The organism is Kitasatospora sp. NPDC054939 (genome assembly GCF_053610105.1).
This window is the reverse complement of record NZ_JBSGXP010000017.1, coordinates 34,849-51,537: the sequence shown is the minus strand read 5'-3', so window position 1 is coordinate 51,537 and position 16,689 is coordinate 34,849. Positions and strand designations below refer to the sequence as shown.

Below are 16,689 nucleotides of genomic sequence, written 5' to 3'. Positions count from 1 at the left end.
TGTCCCCCCGGGTTCCATGCCCGGGGGTCTATCCCCCCCCCATGCGGGCCCCCGAATCCCGTCGGGGGTCCCGTGCGGCCGGGACCCCACGGACCCCTCACCGGGACGTTAGACCAGGGCGGTCAGCCCGCCGCCCCGACGCTCTCACCGGGCGGGCGTCCGCTCACCCGTTCGGACTCAAGGGCGGTCTGCAGGATCACCACCGCGGCGGCCTGGTCGACCACCGAGCGGCCCTTCTTCGCCCGGACGCCCGAGGCGCGCAGCCCCTGGGTGGCGGTGACGGTGGTCATCCGCTCGTCGACCAGCCGGACCGGCACCGGGTAGAGCCGGTCGGCCAGCCGGGCCGCGTACGCCCGGACCTTCTCCGCCGCCGGGCCCTCCTTGCCGCTCAGCGAGCGGGGCAGGCCGACGACGACCTCGATCGCGTCGTACTCCTCGACGATCGCGGCGATCCTGGCCTGCGACTTCACCCCTGCGGGGACGGTCTCCACCGGTGTGGCGAGCACCCCGTCGGGGTCGCAGGACGCGACCCCGATCCGGGCGTCGCCGACGTCGACGGCGATCCGCCGCCCGCGTCGGAAGGGCCTGTCGAGCTGCTCCATCAGGAGGCGCGCTCCGCGACCAGGCCGCGCACCGCGGCGATCGCCTCGTCCACGGCGGACGGGTTGGAGCCGCCGCCCTGGGCGACGTCGTCCTTGCCGCCACCGCCGCCGCCGAGGGTCTTGGCCGCGACCCGGACCAGCTCGCCGGCCTTGATGCCGCGCCCGCGGGCGTCCTCGTTGGTGGCGATCACGGTCAGCGGGCGGTCGTTGGCCACCGTGAACGCGGCGACCACGGCTGGGCGCGCGCCCAGCCGGCCGCGCACGTCCAGGACGAGCTTGCGCAGCTCGTCCGCGCCGGTGCCGTCGGCGACCCGGGCCGCGACGACCGCGATGCCGTGCACGTCCTCGGCCGAGGAGGCCAGGCCCGCCGCGGCGGCCAGCACCTTCTCCGCGCGGAAGCGCTCGATCTCCTTCTCGGCGTCCTTCAGCTTGGCGAGCATGCCCGAGATCTTCTCCGGCAGCTCCTCCGGGCGGCCCTTGACCAGCTCGGTGAGCTGGGCGACCACGGTGTGCTCACGGGCCAGGAACTTGTACGCGTCGGTGCCGACCAGCGCCTCCACCCGGCGCACGCCGGAGCCGATCGACGACTCGCCGAGCAGCTTCACCAGGCCCAGCTGGGCGGTGTTGCCGACGTGCGTGCCACCGCACAGCTCCTTGGAGAAGTCGCCGATGGTGACGACCCGGACCTCGTCGCCGTACTTCTCGCCGAACATCGCGATGGCGCCGGCCTTGCGGGCCTGGTCCATCGTCATGACCTCGGCGGTGACCTCCAGTTCGCGGGTCAGCACGTCGTTGATCTTCTGCTCGACGTCGACCAGCACGCTGCCCGGCACCGCGGCCGGCGAGCCGAAGTCGAAGCGGAAGCGGCCCGGGGCGTTCTCCGAACCGGCCTGGGCGGCCGTCGGGCCGAGCGCGTCGCGCAGCGCCTGGTGGGTCAGGTGGGTGGCCGAGTGGGCGCGGGCGATCGCCCGGCGGCGGTCGACGTCGATGGTGGCGTACGCGGACGCGCCGAGCACGACCTCGCCGAACAGCACGCCGCCGGAGTGCACGACCACGCCCGGGACGGGCTGCTGCACGTCGCGGATCTCGACGACCGCGCCGGAGTCCAGCCGGATCCGGCCCTGGTCGGCGAGCTGGCCGCCGCCCTCGGCGTAGAACGGGGTGCGGTCGAGGATGATCTCGACCTCGTCGCCCTCGGTGGCGGCCGGCGCCGGGACGCCGTCCACCAGCAGGCCGACCACGGTGGCCTCGCCCTCGGTCAGGTGGTAGCCGGTGAAGACGCTGGCGCCGGACCGGTCGGCGACCTCACGGTACGCGGCGACGTCGGCGTGGCCCATCTTCTTGGCCTTGGCGTCGGCCTTGGCGCGGTCCCGCTGCTCCTGCATCAGGCGGCGGAAGCCTGCCTCGTCCACCTGGAGGCCCTGCTCCTCGGCCATCTCCAGGGTCAGGTCGATCGGGAAGCCGTAGGTGTCGTGCAGCTTGAACGCCTGGTCACCGGAGAGCACCGCGCCGCCGGACTGCTTGGTCTCGGTGACCGCGGCGTCCAGCAGGCTGGTGCCGGCCTTCAGGGTCTGCAGGAAGGCCGTCTCCTCGCCGACGACGACCGTCTCGATGCGCTTGCGGTCGCTCTCCAGCTCCGGGTACTGCGGGGCCATCGCCTTGATGGCGGTGTCGGTGAGGTCCTTGGCGACCACACCGGTGGCGCCGAGCAGGCGCATGTTGCGGATGGCGCGGCGCAGGATGCGGCGCAGCACGTAACCGCGGCCCTCGTTGCCCGGGGTGACGCCGTCACCGATCAGCATCAGCGCGGTGCGGATGTGGTCGGTGACCACGCGCAGCGAGACGTCCGACTTGTGGTCGGCGCCGTAGGTGTGGCCGGTGAGCTCCGCGGCGCGGTCCAGGATCATCCGGCTGGTGTCGATCTCGAAGAGGTTGTCGACGCCCTGCAGGATGGCGGCGAGGCGCTCCAGGCCCAGGCCGGTGTCGATGTTCTTGCTCGGCAGGTCGCCGAGGATCTCGAAGCCGTCCTTGCCGTCGCCGTGGCCGCGCTCGTACTGCATGAAGACCAGGTTCCAGATCTCCAGGTAGCGCTCGCCGTTGACCGCCGGGCCGCCCTCCTCGCCGTACGCGGGGCCGCGGTCGTAGTTGATCTCCGAACACGGGCCGCACGGGCCGGGGACGCCCATCGACCAGAAGTTGTCCTTCATGCCGAGGCGCTGGATGCGCTCGGACGGCACGCCGATGACGTCGCGCCAGATCTGCTCGGCCTCGTCGTCGTCCTTGTAGACGGTGATCCAGAGCTTCTCCTTCTCCAGGCCGTAGCCGCCGTCCGCGACGGGAGTGGTGAGCAGCTCCCAGGCGAACTTGATGGCGCCTTCCTTGAAGTAGTCGCCGAAGGAGAAGTTGCCGCACATCTGGAAGAAGGAGCCGTGCCGGGTGGTCTTCCCGACCTCCTCGATGTCCAGGGTGCGCACGCACTTCTGGACGCTGGTGGCGCGCGAGAACTGCGGCTTGATCTCGCCGAGGAAGTACGGCTTGAAGGGCACCATGCCGGCGTTGACGAGCAGCAGGGTGGGGTCGTCGGCGACCAGGGACGCCGACGGAACGACGGTGTGGCCGCGCTCCTCGAAGAAGCGCAGCCAGCGGCGGCGGATCTCTGCCGACTCCATTAGTGGTCCTTCCGGTTCGGGGTGCCGCCCCGCGGCGGCAGTGCGCGGCGGGGCGTGTCTTCGATGGCTTGGGGGGTGGTGCGGGCACTGCGGGACGGAGGCAGGGCGGCGGCCGGGCTGCCGGGCGCCGCCGAGATAGCTCGGTACTGCGGCTCGCCGCGCAGCGCCCCGCGCGCGCGCCGGGGCTCGACGACGGCGGTGCCGTCCAGCCCCAGGTCGCCGCGCAGTTGCTCCTCGCGCTCGGCCATCCCGGCCTTCACGTCCCGGGCGAACCGCTTGGCGGCGTCGCCCAGCTGCAGCGCACCGCGCGCGGCGGTGCCGGAGAGGCTGTCCGGGGTGAGCCGGTGGACGGCCTCGTTGGCCTTGTTCATGGCCCAGACGGTGGCGCCGGCGCCGACCGCCATCCAGAAGATGCGTCGCACCATGCCGTCAGCCCCTCACCGCGCGCCGGACCCGGGCAATCAGACCGCTCCGCGGGGCGGTGGCGGCGCGCACCTCGGCCCGGATCAGCCGGGCCAGCTCCTCGCGCTCACCGGGCTGCGCGGGCAGCAGCGGCCCGCCCTGCTGCTTGGCGACGGCCTTGCGGACGCCGTAGCTGAAGGCCGCGACCTTGACCAGCGGCCCGCCCAGGGTGGCCGCGACGGTGGAGGAGAGCGCGTTGGCGTTGGCGGCGGCGTCCTGCACGTTGGCGGTGATCTCGTCCACCCGCTCCAGCTGCTCGTTGGCGCTGCGCACGGCGGCGCCGGCCTCGGTCAGCAGCGGCACGGCCTGCTCGGTGACGGCCGAGACCAGCACGGTGGCCTCCCGGAGCACCCGCGCGAGCCGGACCAGCACGACCGCGAGCAGCGTGACCAGGACCGCCCAGAACACGGCCACCAGCAATCCGGCCAGCTCTCCCACGGACACCTTGCGCGCTCCCTCGCCTTGCTGTTCTCCCAGGGGGAACCCTATCGCGACCACGGCGTGTTCCCGGACCGGGTTTCCCCTCCGCGCCCCGCCGCGGGCCCCCGGCTGCGGGTGCCGCCCGCGTAACCCCCCGGCCGGTCGCCTCGTTGCGCCGGGTGGACCGCCCACCGGCGGCCCGGGCACGTTCCGAGCGGGACGGTTCGGACACCGAGAAGGGAGCGGCGCTTTGTCCGGCGAATCGGCAGCACACCCGCCGGCGGTGCCGGGCGGGCCGGGTCGGCTCCCGGCGGAGGTCACCAGCTTCGTCGGGCGCCGCGAGGAGCTGGCCGCGCTGGCCGGGCTGCTCACCGGGGCCCGGCTGGTCACCGTCACCGGGCCGGGCGGGGTCGGCAAGAGCCGGCTGGCGCTGCGTGCGGCGGCCCGGGCCGCGGGGGCCTTCCCGGACGGCGCCTGGCTGGTGGAGGTGGCGGCGGTGCAGGACCCGCTGCTGCTGGGCCACGCCGTGCTGGAGGCGCTGCGGCTGACCGACGGCACCGCCCGGCCGCCGCTGGACGTGCTGTCCGAGCAGCTCGCCGGGCGCCGGGTGCTGCTGGTGCTGGACGGCTGCGAGCACCTGGTGGACGCCTGCGCCGAGCTGGCCGACGCACTGCTGCGCGCGCTGCCGGGGCTGCGGGTGCTCACCACCAGCCGGGAGGCGCTGCAGTCGCCGGGCGAGCACGTGCTGACGCTGGCTCCGCTGCCGGTGGGCCCGGTGGGCGGGCGCCACCCGGACGCGGTGCAGCTGTTCCTGGACCGGGCGCGGGCGGTGCTGCCGGGCTTCGGTCCCGGCCCGGCCGCGGCGGAGGAGGTGGCGCTGCTGTGCCGCCGGCTGGACGGCATCCCGCTGGCCGTGGAGCTGGCCGCCGGGCGGCTGCGGGCGCTGTCGGTGGAGCAGATCACCGCGCGGCTCGACGACCGCTTCCGGCTGCTCACCGGGGGCGCGCGGTCGGCCCTGCCGCGCCATCAGACCCTGCGCACGACGATCGGCTGGAGTCACGAGCTCTGCACGGCGCAGGAACGTTTACTCTGGGCCCGCCTCTCGGTCTTCGCGGGCAGCTTCGACCTCGAAGCGGCCGAGTACGTCTGCGCCGGCGACGGCATCGACCCGGACGGGATCCTGGACCTGGTCACCGACCTGGTCGCCAAGTCCGTCGTCCTGCGCGAGGACAGCGCCTACGGGGTGCGGTTCCGGCTGCTGGACACCCTGCGCGAGTACGGCGGCCACTGGCTGCGCGCGGCCGGGGACGACCGCCGGATGCTGCGCCGCCACCGCGACTGGTACCTCGGCGTGGCCACCTGGGGCGAGGTCGAGTGGTTCGGCCCCCGGCAGGCCGAGACCGCCCAGCGCACCGAACTCGCCCACCCCAACCTGCGCGCGGCCCTGGAGTTCTGCCTGGCCGAGCCCGGCGAGGAGCAGCTCGCGCTGCTGCTGGCCGGAACGCTCTGGTTCTACTGGGTCGGCTGCGGCCACCTCGGCGAGGGCCGGCACTGGCTGGACCGCGCGCTCGCCCTCGGCACCGAGCCCACCGAGGCGCGGGCCAAGGCGCTCTGGGTGACCGGCTACATGGCCACCCTCCAGGGCGACCTGTCCGCCGCCCGCCCGGCCCTGGAGGAGTGCCGCCGCCAGGCACTGGCCACCGGCGACGACCGGGCGCTGGCCTACGCCGTCCACCGGCAGGGCTGCGCCGCGCTGATCGGCGACCAGCCGGTACGCGCCGCCGAGCTGTTCGAGGAGGCGCTCTGGCACTACCGGACGATCGGCGAGCTCAACAGCAACGTCCTGATGGCGATGTTCGAGCTGGGCATCGCCTACCTGTTCCAGGGCGACCAGGAGAGCGGCGAGGTCTGGCTGGGCCAGGTCCGCGCGGTGTGCGAGGAGCACGGCGAGCAGTGGGCCTACGCGTACGGGCTGTACGCGATGGCGTACTCGGACTGGCTGGGCGGGGACGTCCGGCTGGCGCGGGCGCACGCCCGGGAGAGCGTCCGGCTGAACTACCTCTTCCGGGACCTGCTCGGCATCGTGCTGGCGATCGACCTGCTGGCGCTGCTGGAGACCGAGCCGGACGGCCCCGGGACCAGCGGCGACCTGCGCGAGGCGCGGGTGCTGCAGGGCGCGGCGCACCGGATCTGGCGGGCGGTGGGCAAGCCGTTCTTCGGGTCGCGCACCTTCAACGGGCCGCACCTGGCGTGCGCCGAGCGGGCCCGGGCGGGGCTGACCGAGCAGGAGTTCACCGAGTTCTTCGACTGCGGCGCCGGGCTGGACCTGGACGCGGCGGTCGGCCGGGCGCTGGGCGACGACTTCCCGGGCGGAGCAAACCCGCAGCCCGGCACCGGGCCGTCCCCCCGGCCGCCGGCCCCGGAGCCGTCGCCGGTCGGGAATAGTTGAAACTTGTCCATTGCTGGAGCGGGCGGCACCACCGCACCGAAGGAGAGCCGCCATGACCGTCCGCACGACCGCCGACGAGTACCGCCTCGCCCGGTTCTGGTTCGACTCCAAGGCGTACGGCGACGCCGCCCGGATGCTGGAGGGCGTCCTCGCCGAGGAGCCGGGCAACCTCTCCGTCCGGCTGCTGCTCGCCCGCAGCTACTACCACTCCGCCCGGCTCGGCCGGGCCGAGGCGGAGCTGCGCCGGATCCTGGACGCCGCGCCCGCCGAGGACTACGCCCGGCTGATGCTCGGCCGCACCCTGGAGCGCCTGGGCCGCCCCGAGGAGGCCCGCCCGCACCTGCGGCTGGCCGCCGCGATGGCTGGCGAGGAACTCCCCTAGGGCGCCGCACAACGACACGAGCCCCCGCCGCCTCGGAAGGCGACGGGGGCTCGCAGCGGTACCGCAGGGGCACCGCTCGCGGGTCAGCGCGAGTAGTACTCGACGACCAGCTGCTCGTCACAGACCACCGGGACCTCCTTGCGCTGCGGCGCACGGTCCAGGCGGAAGGCCAGGGCCTTCAGGTTGACCTCAAGGTACTTCGGGGTCTGGCCCTCACCAGCGTTGCCACCCTCACGGGCGACCTGGAAGGGGACCTTCTCCTTGCTGCGCTCGCGGACGGTCACCACGAAGCCCGGCTTCATCTGGTACGACGGCTTGTTGACCTTGCCGCCGTTGACCTCGATGTGGCCGTGGACGACCATCTGACGGGCCTGGTAGATGGTGCGGGCGATGCCCGAACGCAGCACCAGGGCGTCGAGGCGGGTCTCCAGCTCGGCGACGAGCGCCTCACCGGTCTTGCCCTCGGCCTTCTTCGCGCGGTCGAACGCACGCGCCATCTGCTTCTCGCTCAGGTCGTACTGAGCGCGCAGACGCTGCTTCTCGACCAGACGGACCTTGTAGTCCGAGTTCTGCTTGCGACCACGGCCGTGCTGGCCGGGCGGGTACGGGCGGGCCTCGAAGTACTTGACGGACTTCGGGGTCAGCGGCACGCCGAGCGCACGCGCGATCTTGACCTTGGGGCGCTTCTGGTTCGCCATGAACCAAACCTTCCTTGCTTTGCGAATACGGCTTCACCAGGTGTTGACGGAGGTCGCCTGTCGCGGTCCGGAGAAAACCCCACCGCCCGAGGGCAGTGCGATCAGCCGCTCTCCGGGGCCGGGCACGGAAGTGCTTGCACACGAACGGCCCACCGAACCGGGGCTGGTGGGCTGCACGCGACACCGAAACGGTGCGCGACGCTCCTTGCCGCCCGCGAGGGCGGCGGGCCGGTGCCCCGCTGGTGCGGCCGGTCGGTCGGGGTCTCCCCCGCCGCCGTACCCGGGACACGGCACTGCCAGTGAGTATACCGGGCGTTCACTCCCCCTTGAGCCGCCCCCTGGTCCACTCCACGACGTCCGCATAGCGGGCCTCCCCGCCGCGCCGGGTCGGCCGGTAGTACTGCTTGCCGTGCACCGCGTCCGGCGCGTACTGCTGCGCGGCGATGCCCTCCGGCAGGTCGTGCGGGTACCGGTACCCCTGGCCGTGGCCCAGCTTGCCCGCGCCGCCGTAGTGGGCGTCCCGCAGGTGCGCCGGCACCGGGCCGGCCAGCCCCTGCCGGACGTCGGCGAGCGCCGCGTCGATCGCCAGGTAGGCCGCGTTCGACTTGGGGGCCAGGGCCAGCGCGATCGCCGCCTGGGAGAGGATGATCCGGGCCTCCGGGAAGCCGATCAGCGCCACCGCCTGGGCGGCGGCCACCGCGGTCGGCAGTACGGTCGGATCGGCCAGCCCGACGTCCTCGCTGGCCGAGATCATCAGCCGGCGGGCGATGAAGCGCGGGTCCTCGCCCGCCTCGATCATCCGGGCCAGGTAGTGCAGGGTGGCGTCCACGTCGCTGCCGCGGATCGACTTGATCAGCGCGCTGGCGACGTCGTAGTGCTGGTCGCCGTCCCGGTCGTAGCGCACCGCCGCCTGGTTGACGGCGGTCTCGGTGGTGGCCAGCGTGATGCTCGCCTCGCCCTTCTCCAGCGCCGCCCCGGCCGCCGCCTCCAGCGTGGTCAGCGCCTTGCGGGCGTCCCCGCCGGCCAGCCGCACCAAGTGGTCCTCGGCCTCGCCGGTCAGCTCCAGCGCGCCCTCCAGCCCGCGCTCATCGGCAACCGCGCGGTGCAGCAGCGCCCGGACGTCCTCGTCGGTCAGCGACTCCAGGGTGAGCAGCAGCGAGCGGGACAGCAGCGGCGAGATCACCGAGAAGTACGGGTTCTCGGTGGTCGCGGCGATCAGGGTGACCCAGCGGTTCTCCACCGCGGGCAGCAGCGAGTCCTGCTGGGCCTTGGAGAAGCGGTGGATCTCGTCCAGGAAGAGCACGGTCTCCCGGCCGGACATGCCGACGGCCCGCCGGGCGCCGTCGATCACCGCGCGGACCTCCTTGACCCCGGCGGTGATCGCCGACAGTTCGACGAAGCGGCCCTCCACGGCCTGGCTGATGACGTGCGCGAGAGTGGTCTTGCCGGTGCCGGGCGGGCCCCAGAGGATCACCGAGCTGGTGGCCGCCGGGCCGCGCGAGCCGGACACCAGCCGGCGCAGCGGCGAGCCGGGCTTCAGCAGCTGCCGCTGGCCGGCCACCTCGTCCAGGGTGCGCGGGCGCATCCGTACGGCGAGCGGGGCGCGGCCGGGCTCCTTGGCCCGGCGCTCCTCGGCGGCAGCGGTGAAGAGGTCCGGTTCGTCCACACCGGAAGCCTATGCGAGGCCGCGGACAGCCCGGCCCGGATCGCGGAGCCTCGGGGGCGGTCAGGCCGGCCGGGGCAGGTCCAGCAGGACGACCTCGAACTCCTCCAGCGAGCGCAGCGTCGCCCCGCCGCCGGCCACGGCCTTGGCCCGGGCGCGGGCGACCGGTCCGCGGGAGGCCGCAAGGGCGGCCCGGTCGGCGAAGAGGATGCCCACCGCGCCGCGCTCGTCCTCGGTGCTGAACAGCATGGATCCGCCCAGGAAGCCGTCGAGCCGCCGCAGGGCCGGCAGGACGTCCTCCCGGAAGGCGCCGGCCAGCCGGTCGGCCTTGCTCCGGTCGAGGTCGAACTTGGCCAGCCGGAACCAGGCGCCGGGGGCCACCTCGACCGGCCGGTCCGCGACCACGGCCTCCCAGACGTCGGTGGTCGCCGTCCCCGCGAAGGGCGACAGCAGTTCGGCGCGCCGGTCCGCCAGTTGGGCGTCGCTACTGCGCTCGGCCTCCCGGTCCGCCCACCAGGAGCCCATGGTGACGATGCCGAGCTCCCGGTTGGCGAAGAGCCCGTAACCCCGGTAGCCGGATTGCCCGGAGAGCAGCCCGACCGCTTCGGCGCGCAGGCCGTCGAGGCAGCTGTCGAGCGCGGCCGGGTCACCGGTGGCGTAGACGGTACGTACGAACATGGGCGGGTCTCCTGGCGTGGGGCGGGCGCCGCACCGGGCGCCCGGGGTCGGTGCGGGCACCTCCATCGCACGTCCGGGAGGCGGCACCGGCAACGCCGGGCGGGCCGTTCGGAGGAGGACCGCCCCGACCGCTACGCCTTCCCGACGGTGGCCGCGTGGTCGGGGACGAAGGTCTGCAGGCCGCGCGGGGGCCGCCGGTAGCCGCGCGGGGCGGGCCGGTCCGGGAGGCCGATCGCGGGCGGGGCCACCTCGCGGTACGGGACGCCGGAGAGCAGGTGGGCGATCATGTTGATGCGGGCCCGCCGCTTGTCGTCGCTCTCCACCACGTACCAGGGCGAGTCCGGCGTGTCGGTGTGCTGGAACATCTCGTCCTTGGCCTGCGAGTAGTCCTCCCAGCGGGTGATCGACTCGACGTCCATCGGGGAGAGCTTCCAGCGCCGCATCGGGTCCTCCAGGCGGTCGCGGAAGCGGCGCTCCTGCTCGGAGTCGCTGACCGAGAACCAGTACTTGCGCAGCAGGATCCCGGACCCGATCAGCATCTGCTCGAAGGTCGGGCACTGGTGGAGGAACTGCCGGTGCTCCTCCTCGGTGCAGAAGCCCATCACCTTCTCGACCCCGGCCCGGTTGTACCAGCTGCGGTCGAACAGGACGATCTCCCCGGCCGCCGGCAGGTGCTCGACGTACCGCTGGAAGTACCACTGGGTGCGCTGGCGCTCGGTGGGGGCGGGGAGCGCGGCGACCCGGGCGATGCGGGGGTTGAGGTACTCGGTGACCCGTTTGACCGCCCCGCCCTTGCCGGCGGCGTCGCGCCCCTCGAAGACCACGACCAGCCGGACGCCCTCCGCCCGCACCCATTCCTGGAGCTTCACCAGCTCGTTCTGGAGGCGCAGCAGCTCGCGCTCGTAGGCCTTCCTGGCCAGCCGCGGGGGCTTGGCGGGGCGCTCGTGCCGGTCCTCGGCTGCCACCTGGGTCTCCGTCCGCGCGGGGTACTGGGTCGAGCACCCACGGTAGGACGGGTCCGGCGGTCCGCGTCGGACCAGCACGCGGAAGGCAGATGATCAGGCCGCTTCGAAGGGCTCCGGGTAGTGGCACAGGCCCCGCGGTCCGCCGTCGTACGCGGGCAGCGCCAGCGCCTGGAAGTAGACCTCCGGCACGTCGAACGGGCCGGTGACCTCGTGCGCGGCGGCCGGGCCGAAGCCGAAGCGGCCGTAGTAGGCGGGGTCGCCGAGCACGACGACCAGCTTCTCGCCGGCCTCCTCGGCCGCGGCGAGCGCGGCCCGGACGACCAGCTCGCCGACGCCCTTGCGCTGCCACTCCGGGGCGACCGCCACCGGTGCCAGGGCCAGCCCGTGGCCGTCGCCGACCCGCAGCCGGGTGAGCAGGGCGTGGCCGACGACCAGCCCGCCCGCGTCGACCGCGACCAGCGACAGGGCCGGCAGCCAGGCGGGGTCGCGGCGCAGCGCGTCCACCAGGTCGGCCTCGTCGGGGCCGGGGAAGGCCGCCATGTGCACCCGTCTGGTCGCGGGTGCGTCCTCGGGACACTCGACCCTGGTACTGACCGTCATGTGGGGGGAACCTCCCTGTGTCGCACGCCGTTGTGGACCGGCCCCGGACGGTGGGTGCACCGTCCGGGGCCGTGACAGGCTAGCCGATCAAGCCTCAGTCCCCGGAAGCCGCAGGGGACTTGGTGTCCTCATCGTTGTCGGATGTTCGGTCTCCGTTTGCCGGAGCACCCGACCGAGGACCTACTTGGCCTCGCCCTTGGCCTCCTCGCGCACCTTCGGCTGGGCGTCGACGCCGGCCTCGCGGCGCTGCGCGGGGGTGATCGGGGTGGGGGCGCCGGTCAGCGGGTCGCCACCGGTGGACGTCTTCGGGAAGGCGATGACGTCGCGGATGGTGTCGTACCCGCCGAGCAGGGTGACCACCCGGTCGAGGCCGAAGGCGACACCGCCGTGCGGCGGCGGGCCGTAGTTGAAGGCGTCCAGCAGGAAGCCGAACTGCGAGGCGGCCTCCTCCTCGGAGAGGCCGATCGCGTCGAACGCCCGCTTCTGCACCTCGCGCTGGTGGATACGGATCGAACCGCCGCCCAGCTCCGAACCGTTGAGGACCAGGTCGTAGGCGTTGGAGAGCGCGCTGCCCGGGTCGGTGTCGAAGGTGTCCAGCGACTCCGCGGTCGGGGCGGTGAAGGGGTGGTGCACCGCGTGCCAGCCCTGGAACTCGCCCTTGTCGTCCTCGATCGGCTCGAACATCGGGAAGTCGACGACCCAGAGGAAGGCCCACTGCGACTCGTCGATGAGCTCGCAGCGGCGGCCGATCTCCAGGCGGGCGGCGCCCAGCAGCTCCTGGGAGGGGCGCTCCTTGCCGGCCGCGAAGAAGATCGCGTCGCCGTTCTTGGCGCCGGCCGCGGCGGCGAGGCCGGCCAGGTGCTCCTCGGAGAGGTTCTTGGCGACCGGGCCGCGCAGCTCGCCGGTCTCGGCGTCGATGAGGACGTAGGCGAGGCCCTTGGCGCCGCGCGCCTTGGCCCAGTCCTGCCAGGCGTCGAGCTGCTTGCGCGGCTGCGAGGCGCCGCCGGGCATGACGACCGCACCGACGTACGGGGCCTGGAAGACCCGGAAGGAGGTGCCCTTGAAGTACGCGGTGAGGTCGGTCAGCTCCTGGCCGAAGCGGACGTCCGGCTTGTCGGAGCCGTAGCGGCCCATGGCGTCCGCGTAGCTCATCCGCGGCAGCGGGTTCGGGATCTCGTAGCCGTGCACCTCGCGCCAGACGGCGCCGATGATCTTCTCGCCGAGGGCCAGGATGTCCTCCTGGTCGACGAACGAGGCCTCGATGTCCAGCTGGGTGAACTCCGGCTGCCGGTCGGCGCGGAAGTCCTCGTCGCGGAAGCAGCGGGCGATCTGGTAGTAGCGCTCCATGCCGGCCACCATCAGCAGCTGCTTGAACAGCTGGGGCGACTGCGGCAGGGCGTACCAGTGACCGGGCTGCAGGCGGACCGGGACGAGGAAGTCGCGGGCGCCCTCGGGGGTGGAGCGGGTGAGGTACGGCGTCTCGATGTCGAGGAAGTCGTTCTCCTCCATCACCCGGCGGATGATGTTGCTCACCTTGGAGCGCAGGCGCAGGCCCTTGGCGGGGCCCTCGCGGCGCAGGTCGAGGTAGCGGTAGCGCAGGCGCACCTCCTCGTTGACCGTGCCCGGCTCGTACTCGGCGACCGGGAAGGGCAGCGGGGCCGCCTCCGAGAGCACCTCGATGTCGCTGACGACGACCTCGATGCCGCCGGTCGGGATGTCCGGGTTCTCGTTGCCCTCGGGGCGGACCCGGACGTCGCCGACGACCTTGACGCAGTACTCGGCGCGCAGGCCGTGCACCGACTCCAGGTCGCGGACCACGATCTGCACGGTGCCGGAGGCGTCCCGCAGGTCGATGAAGGCCACGCCGCCGTGGTCGCGGCGGCGGGCGACCCAGCCCGCCAGGGTGACGGTCGCTCCGGCGTGCTCCGCGCGGAGCGTCCCCGCGTCGTGCGTGCGGATCACAGCTGCTTCTCCTTCAGGGTGGTGACGAGTGCTTCGAGGTCGACGGGCGTCTGCTCGCCGGTGGTCAGGTCCTTGAGCTGGACGACACCGGCGGCGAGATCCCGGTCCCCCGCGACGAGAGCGAAGCGGGCACCGGAACGGTCGGCGGACTTCATGGCGTTCTTGATGGTCTTGACGCCGAAGGCCAGATCGGTGGCGACGCCGGCCCGGCGCAGCTCGACCACCTTGGCGAACAGGACGTTCTTGGCCTCCTCGCCCAGCGCGACGGCGTAGACGGAGGTGGTGGCGGGCAGGTCGAGGACGATGCCCTCGGCCTCCATCGCCAGGTAGGTGCGGTCCACGCCGAGCGCCCAGCCGACGGAGGGCAGCGCCGGGCCGCCGATCATCTCGGACAGGCCGTCGTAGCGGCCGCCGCCGCCGACCGCGGACTGCGCGCCGAGGCCGTTGTGGACGAACTCGAAGGTGGTGCGGGTGTAGTAGTCCAGGCCGCGGACCAGCTTGGGGTCGTCCGTGAAGGCCACGCCGTTGGCGGTCAGCAGGGCGCGGACCTGCTCGTCGTAGGACTTGCAGTCCTCGCAGAGGTAGTCGCGCAGCATCGGCGCGCCGCCCAGCTGGGCCTGCACCGACTCGCGCTTGTCGTCCAGCACCCGCAGCGGGTTGATCTCGGCGCGGCGGCGGGTGTCCTCGTCGAGGTCCAGGCCGGCCAGGAACTCGATCAGGGCGGCGCGGTAGACCGGGCGGCACTGCTTGTCGCCGAGGCTGTTGAGCAGCAGCGTGTAGTCGCGCAGGCCCAGCGAGCGGAAGGCGTCGTCGGCCAGGATGATCAGCTCGGCGTCCAGTGCCGGGTCCTCGGCGCCGATCGCCTCGGCGCCGACCTGGGCGAACTGGCGGTAGCGGCCGGCCTGCGGGCGCTCGTAGCGGTAGTACGAGCCGGAGTACCAGAGCTTGACCGGCAGGTTGCCCTGCTTGTGCAGGTTGGCCTGGAGCGCGGCGCGCAGCACCGAGGCGGTGCCCTCGGGGCGCAGCGCGAGGTCCTCCTTGCCGCGCTTGGTGAGGGAGAACATCTCCTTGGTGACGATGTCGGTGGACTCGCCGACGCCGCGGGAGAACAGCTTCACGTCCTCGAAGACCGGGGTCTCGATGTAGCCGTAGCCGGCCAGGCGGGCCGGCGCGGAGAGGCGCTCGCGGATCGCCAGGAAGGTCGCGGAGCTGGGGGGCAGCAGGTCGTAGGTGCCCTTGGGGGCGGTGAAGGTGCTCAACTTCTCTTCCGTCACATTCCTCGTCGAGGGAAGGCCGGGGCGCCGGACGCCCCCGCTGCCTGTCGGAGGTAGGGGTTGGTGGCGCGCTCACGGCCGATGGTGGTCTGTCCGCCGTGGCCGGAGAGGACCACGGTGGCGTCGTCGAGGGGCAGGCAGACCCGGGCCAGCGAGTGCATGATCGCCGCGCTGTCCCCGCCCGGGAGGTCCGTACGCCCTATGGAGCCGGCGAAGAGCAGGTCGCCCGAGAACAGCACCGGGGGGATCTCCCCGGCGGCGGGCGTCCGGAACGTCACCGACCCCTTGGTATGGCCGGGCGCGTGGTCGACGGTGAGCTGCAGGCCGGCCAGCTCCAGGACGCTGCCGTCGGTGAGCTCGCGCACGTCGTCGGGTTCGCCGACGGTGAGCTCGCCCATCAGCTGGGTGCCCAGGGAGCGGCCGAGCGCCTTCTCCGGGTCCGCCATCATGTAGCGGTCCTCGGGGTGGATCCAGGCCGGGACGCCGCGGGCGCCGCAGACCGGGACCACGGAGGCGATGTGGTCGATGTGGCCGTGGGTGAGCACCACGGCGACGGGCTTCAGCCGGTGCTCGCGGATCAGCTCCTCGACGCCCTGCGCGGCCTGGTGGCCGGGGTCGACGATGACGCACTCCTCGCCGGGCGCCGGCGCGACCAGGTAGCAGTTGGTGCCCCAGGCTCCAGCGGGAAATCCGGCGATGAACACGCGCGTCCTTCGTGGTCGGTCGGGCGGTCGACGGGGGCCCGGTCGACTGCGGCGGGTGGGCGGAACGGAGCTGCACACGATGGTGGTAGGGGCAGCCTACCGGCGGGGCGGGTCCGGTTGCGAACCAGATCGGCGGTGACAGGTCCCTTGCGTTTCACCCCGCTCTTACGGCCGGGGTACCTACACTTGGCCGCCGATGGATGCGATGATCCGCATCGAATCCGTTCACCAGTACCAGCATCTTCAGGAGAACCGGCCGGTGGTCAGCAGCGAACAGCGGCGGCGGCAGCTCGCCCGCGAGAAGTACGAGCGCCAGGCCCAGCGCCGGGCGGAGGCGCAGGCGAAGTCCAAGCGCCGCAACACGATCCTCGGCGCCTCGCTGGCCGTGGTGGTGCTCGCCGGCAGCGGTGCGCTGGTGGCGGGCGGGGTGTTCGACTCCGACGACAAGAAGGACACCGCGCAGGCCGCGCCGTCCCTGTCGCAGACCCCGCAGGCCGCGCCGACCCGCAAGCCGGTCGAGGGCTGCACCGACCCGTCGACGGCGGCGCCGAACGGCAAGCAGTGGCAGACCGAGCCCGCGATGACGCTGGAGAACGGCGCCGAGTACACGGCGACGCTGGACACCAACTGCGGCAAGGTGGTCATCGATCTGGACGCCGCGAAGGCGCCGCACACGGTGAACTCCTTCGTGTTCCTGGCCGCCGAGAAGTACTTCGACGCCACCAAGTGCCACCGTCTGACCACCGACGGCATCTTCGTGCTGCAGTGCGGCGACCCGACGGCCAGCGCCACCGTCAAGGGCGGCATGGGCGGCCCGGGCTACAAGTTCGCGGACGAGAACCTGGCCGGCGCGAAGTACCCGGCCGGCACCGTGGCGATGGCCAACTCCGGCGCGAACACCAACGGCAGCCAGTTCTTCCTGGTCTACAAGGAGACCGAGCTGCCGCCGAACTACACCCCGTTCGGCACGATCACCGGCGGCCTGGAGGCGATCCAGAAGATCGCCGCCGCGGGCACCCTGGAGGGTGGCCGGGACGGTCGGCCGATGGCCGACGTCACCTTCAACTCGGTGACGGTCGCGAAGAGTTGATCCGCTCCGGCGGCGCGCCCGGACTCCCGCGGAGCGCCGCCGGACCGAAATCGCCCGGCCCGGATGCGGAC

The 16,689-nt window shown here is 73.1% G+C and carries 15 protein-coding genes; 3 read left to right on the top strand and 12 right to left on the bottom strand.

From position 1 onward, the window contains the following. Nucleotides 1-122: 122 nt before the first annotated feature. Genes ruvX through ACWGB8_RS07550 form a run of 4 tightly spaced genes read right to left on the bottom strand, consistent with a single transcriptional unit; the run spans nt 123 to nt 4,177 of the window. Nucleotides 123-602, bottom strand: a complete 480-nt coding sequence (gene ruvX / locus ACWGB8_RS07565) for a Holliday junction resolvase RuvX (protein WP_452211205.1) — start codon at nt 600-602, stop codon at nt 123-125. Further along, nucleotides 602-3,271 (bottom strand): alanine--tRNA ligase, encoded by a 2,670-nt coding sequence (gene alaS / locus ACWGB8_RS07560; protein WP_452211204.1) that lies wholly within the window; start codon nt 3,269-3,271, stop codon nt 602-604. The genes ruvX and alaS overlap by 1 nt, the downstream gene beginning before the upstream one ends. Continuing rightward, nucleotides 3,271-3,696 carry a DUF6167 family protein gene (locus tag ACWGB8_RS07555; RefSeq protein WP_452211202.1) on the bottom strand — a complete coding sequence of 142 codons (426 nt, stop codon included), beginning with the start codon at nt 3,694-3,696 and terminating at the stop codon, nt 3,271-3,273. Before ACWGB8_RS07555 ends, alaS begins: the two co-directional genes overlap by 1 nt. A 4-nt stretch (nt 3,697-3,700) precedes the next feature. Then, nucleotides 3,701-4,177, bottom strand: a complete 477-nt coding sequence (locus tag ACWGB8_RS07550; protein ID WP_452211200.1) for a DUF948 domain-containing protein — start codon at nt 4,175-4,177, stop codon at nt 3,701-3,703. Nucleotides 4,178-4,403: 226 nt separating this feature from the next. On the opposite strand from ACWGB8_RS07550, the gene ACWGB8_RS07545 reads away from it, so the two are divergent. Beyond that, nucleotides 4,404-6,602: an ATP-binding protein gene (locus ACWGB8_RS07545; protein ID WP_452211199.1), complete on the top strand. Its 2,199-nt coding sequence runs from the start codon at nt 4,404-4,406 to the stop codon at nt 6,600-6,602. 52 nt (nt 6,603-6,654) lie between these two features. Next, nucleotides 6,655-6,984: a tetratricopeptide repeat protein gene (locus ACWGB8_RS07540; protein ID WP_452211197.1), complete on the top strand. Its 330-nt coding sequence runs from the start codon at nt 6,655-6,657 to the stop codon at nt 6,982-6,984. A gap of 83 nt (nt 6,985-7,067) precedes the next feature. On the opposite strand, the gene rpsD is transcribed toward ACWGB8_RS07540, so the two are convergent. From rpsD to ACWGB8_RS07500, 8 genes are all read right to left on the bottom strand, one after another. Next, complete coding sequence (gene rpsD, locus ACWGB8_RS07535; RefSeq protein ID WP_452211196.1) at nt 7,068-7,682, bottom strand: 30S ribosomal protein S4; 615 nt, start codon at nt 7,680-7,682, stop codon at nt 7,068-7,070. Between the two features lie 316 nt (nt 7,683-7,998). Continuing rightward, a complete protein-coding gene (locus ACWGB8_RS07530) occupies nt 7,999-9,348 on the bottom strand; it encodes a replication-associated recombination protein A (RefSeq protein ID WP_452211194.1) in 1,350 nt (449 codons plus the stop codon). Nucleotides 9,349-9,408: 60 nt separating this feature from the next. Beyond that, the gene (locus tag ACWGB8_RS07525; protein ID WP_452211193.1) at nt 9,409-10,023 is read right to left on the bottom strand and encodes a hypothetical protein; all 615 of its coding nucleotides are present in this window, start codon (nt 10,021-10,023) and stop codon (nt 9,409-9,411) included. A 131-nt stretch (nt 10,024-10,154) separates the two neighbouring features. Further along, the gene (ppk2, locus tag ACWGB8_RS07520; RefSeq protein WP_452211191.1) at nt 10,155-10,988 is read right to left on the bottom strand and encodes a polyphosphate kinase 2; all 834 of its coding nucleotides are present in this window, start codon (nt 10,986-10,988) and stop codon (nt 10,155-10,157) included. A 93-nt stretch (nt 10,989-11,081) separates the two neighbouring features. After that, nucleotides 11,082-11,588 (bottom strand): GNAT family N-acetyltransferase, encoded by a 507-nt coding sequence (locus ACWGB8_RS07515; protein WP_452211190.1) that lies wholly within the window; start codon nt 11,586-11,588, stop codon nt 11,082-11,084. A 180-nt stretch (nt 11,589-11,768) separates the two neighbouring features. Then, complete coding sequence (aspS, locus tag ACWGB8_RS07510) at nt 11,769-13,550, bottom strand: aspartate--tRNA ligase (RefSeq protein WP_452211188.1); 1,782 nt, start codon at nt 13,548-13,550, stop codon at nt 11,769-11,771. After that, nucleotides 13,547-14,809, bottom strand: coding sequence for a histidine--tRNA ligase (gene hisS, locus ACWGB8_RS07505; RefSeq protein ID WP_452211186.1), 1,263 nt, complete (start codon nt 14,807-14,809; stop codon nt 13,547-13,549). Before hisS ends, aspS begins: the two co-directional genes overlap by 4 nt. A gap of 11 nt (nt 14,810-14,820) precedes the next feature. After that, nucleotides 14,821-15,528, bottom strand: coding sequence for an MBL fold metallo-hydrolase (locus ACWGB8_RS07500; RefSeq protein WP_452211184.1), 708 nt, complete (start codon nt 15,526-15,528; stop codon nt 14,821-14,823). 259 nt (nt 15,529-15,787) lie between these two features. Here ACWGB8_RS07500 and ACWGB8_RS07495 point away from each other — a divergent pair, with 259 nt between their 5' ends. Beyond that, nucleotides 15,788-16,618 carry a peptidylprolyl isomerase gene (locus ACWGB8_RS07495; protein ID WP_452211247.1) on the top strand — a complete coding sequence of 277 codons (831 nt, stop codon included), beginning with the start codon at nt 15,788-15,790 and terminating at the stop codon, nt 16,616-16,618. The last annotated feature ends 71 nt before the right edge of the window (nt 16,619-16,689 follow it).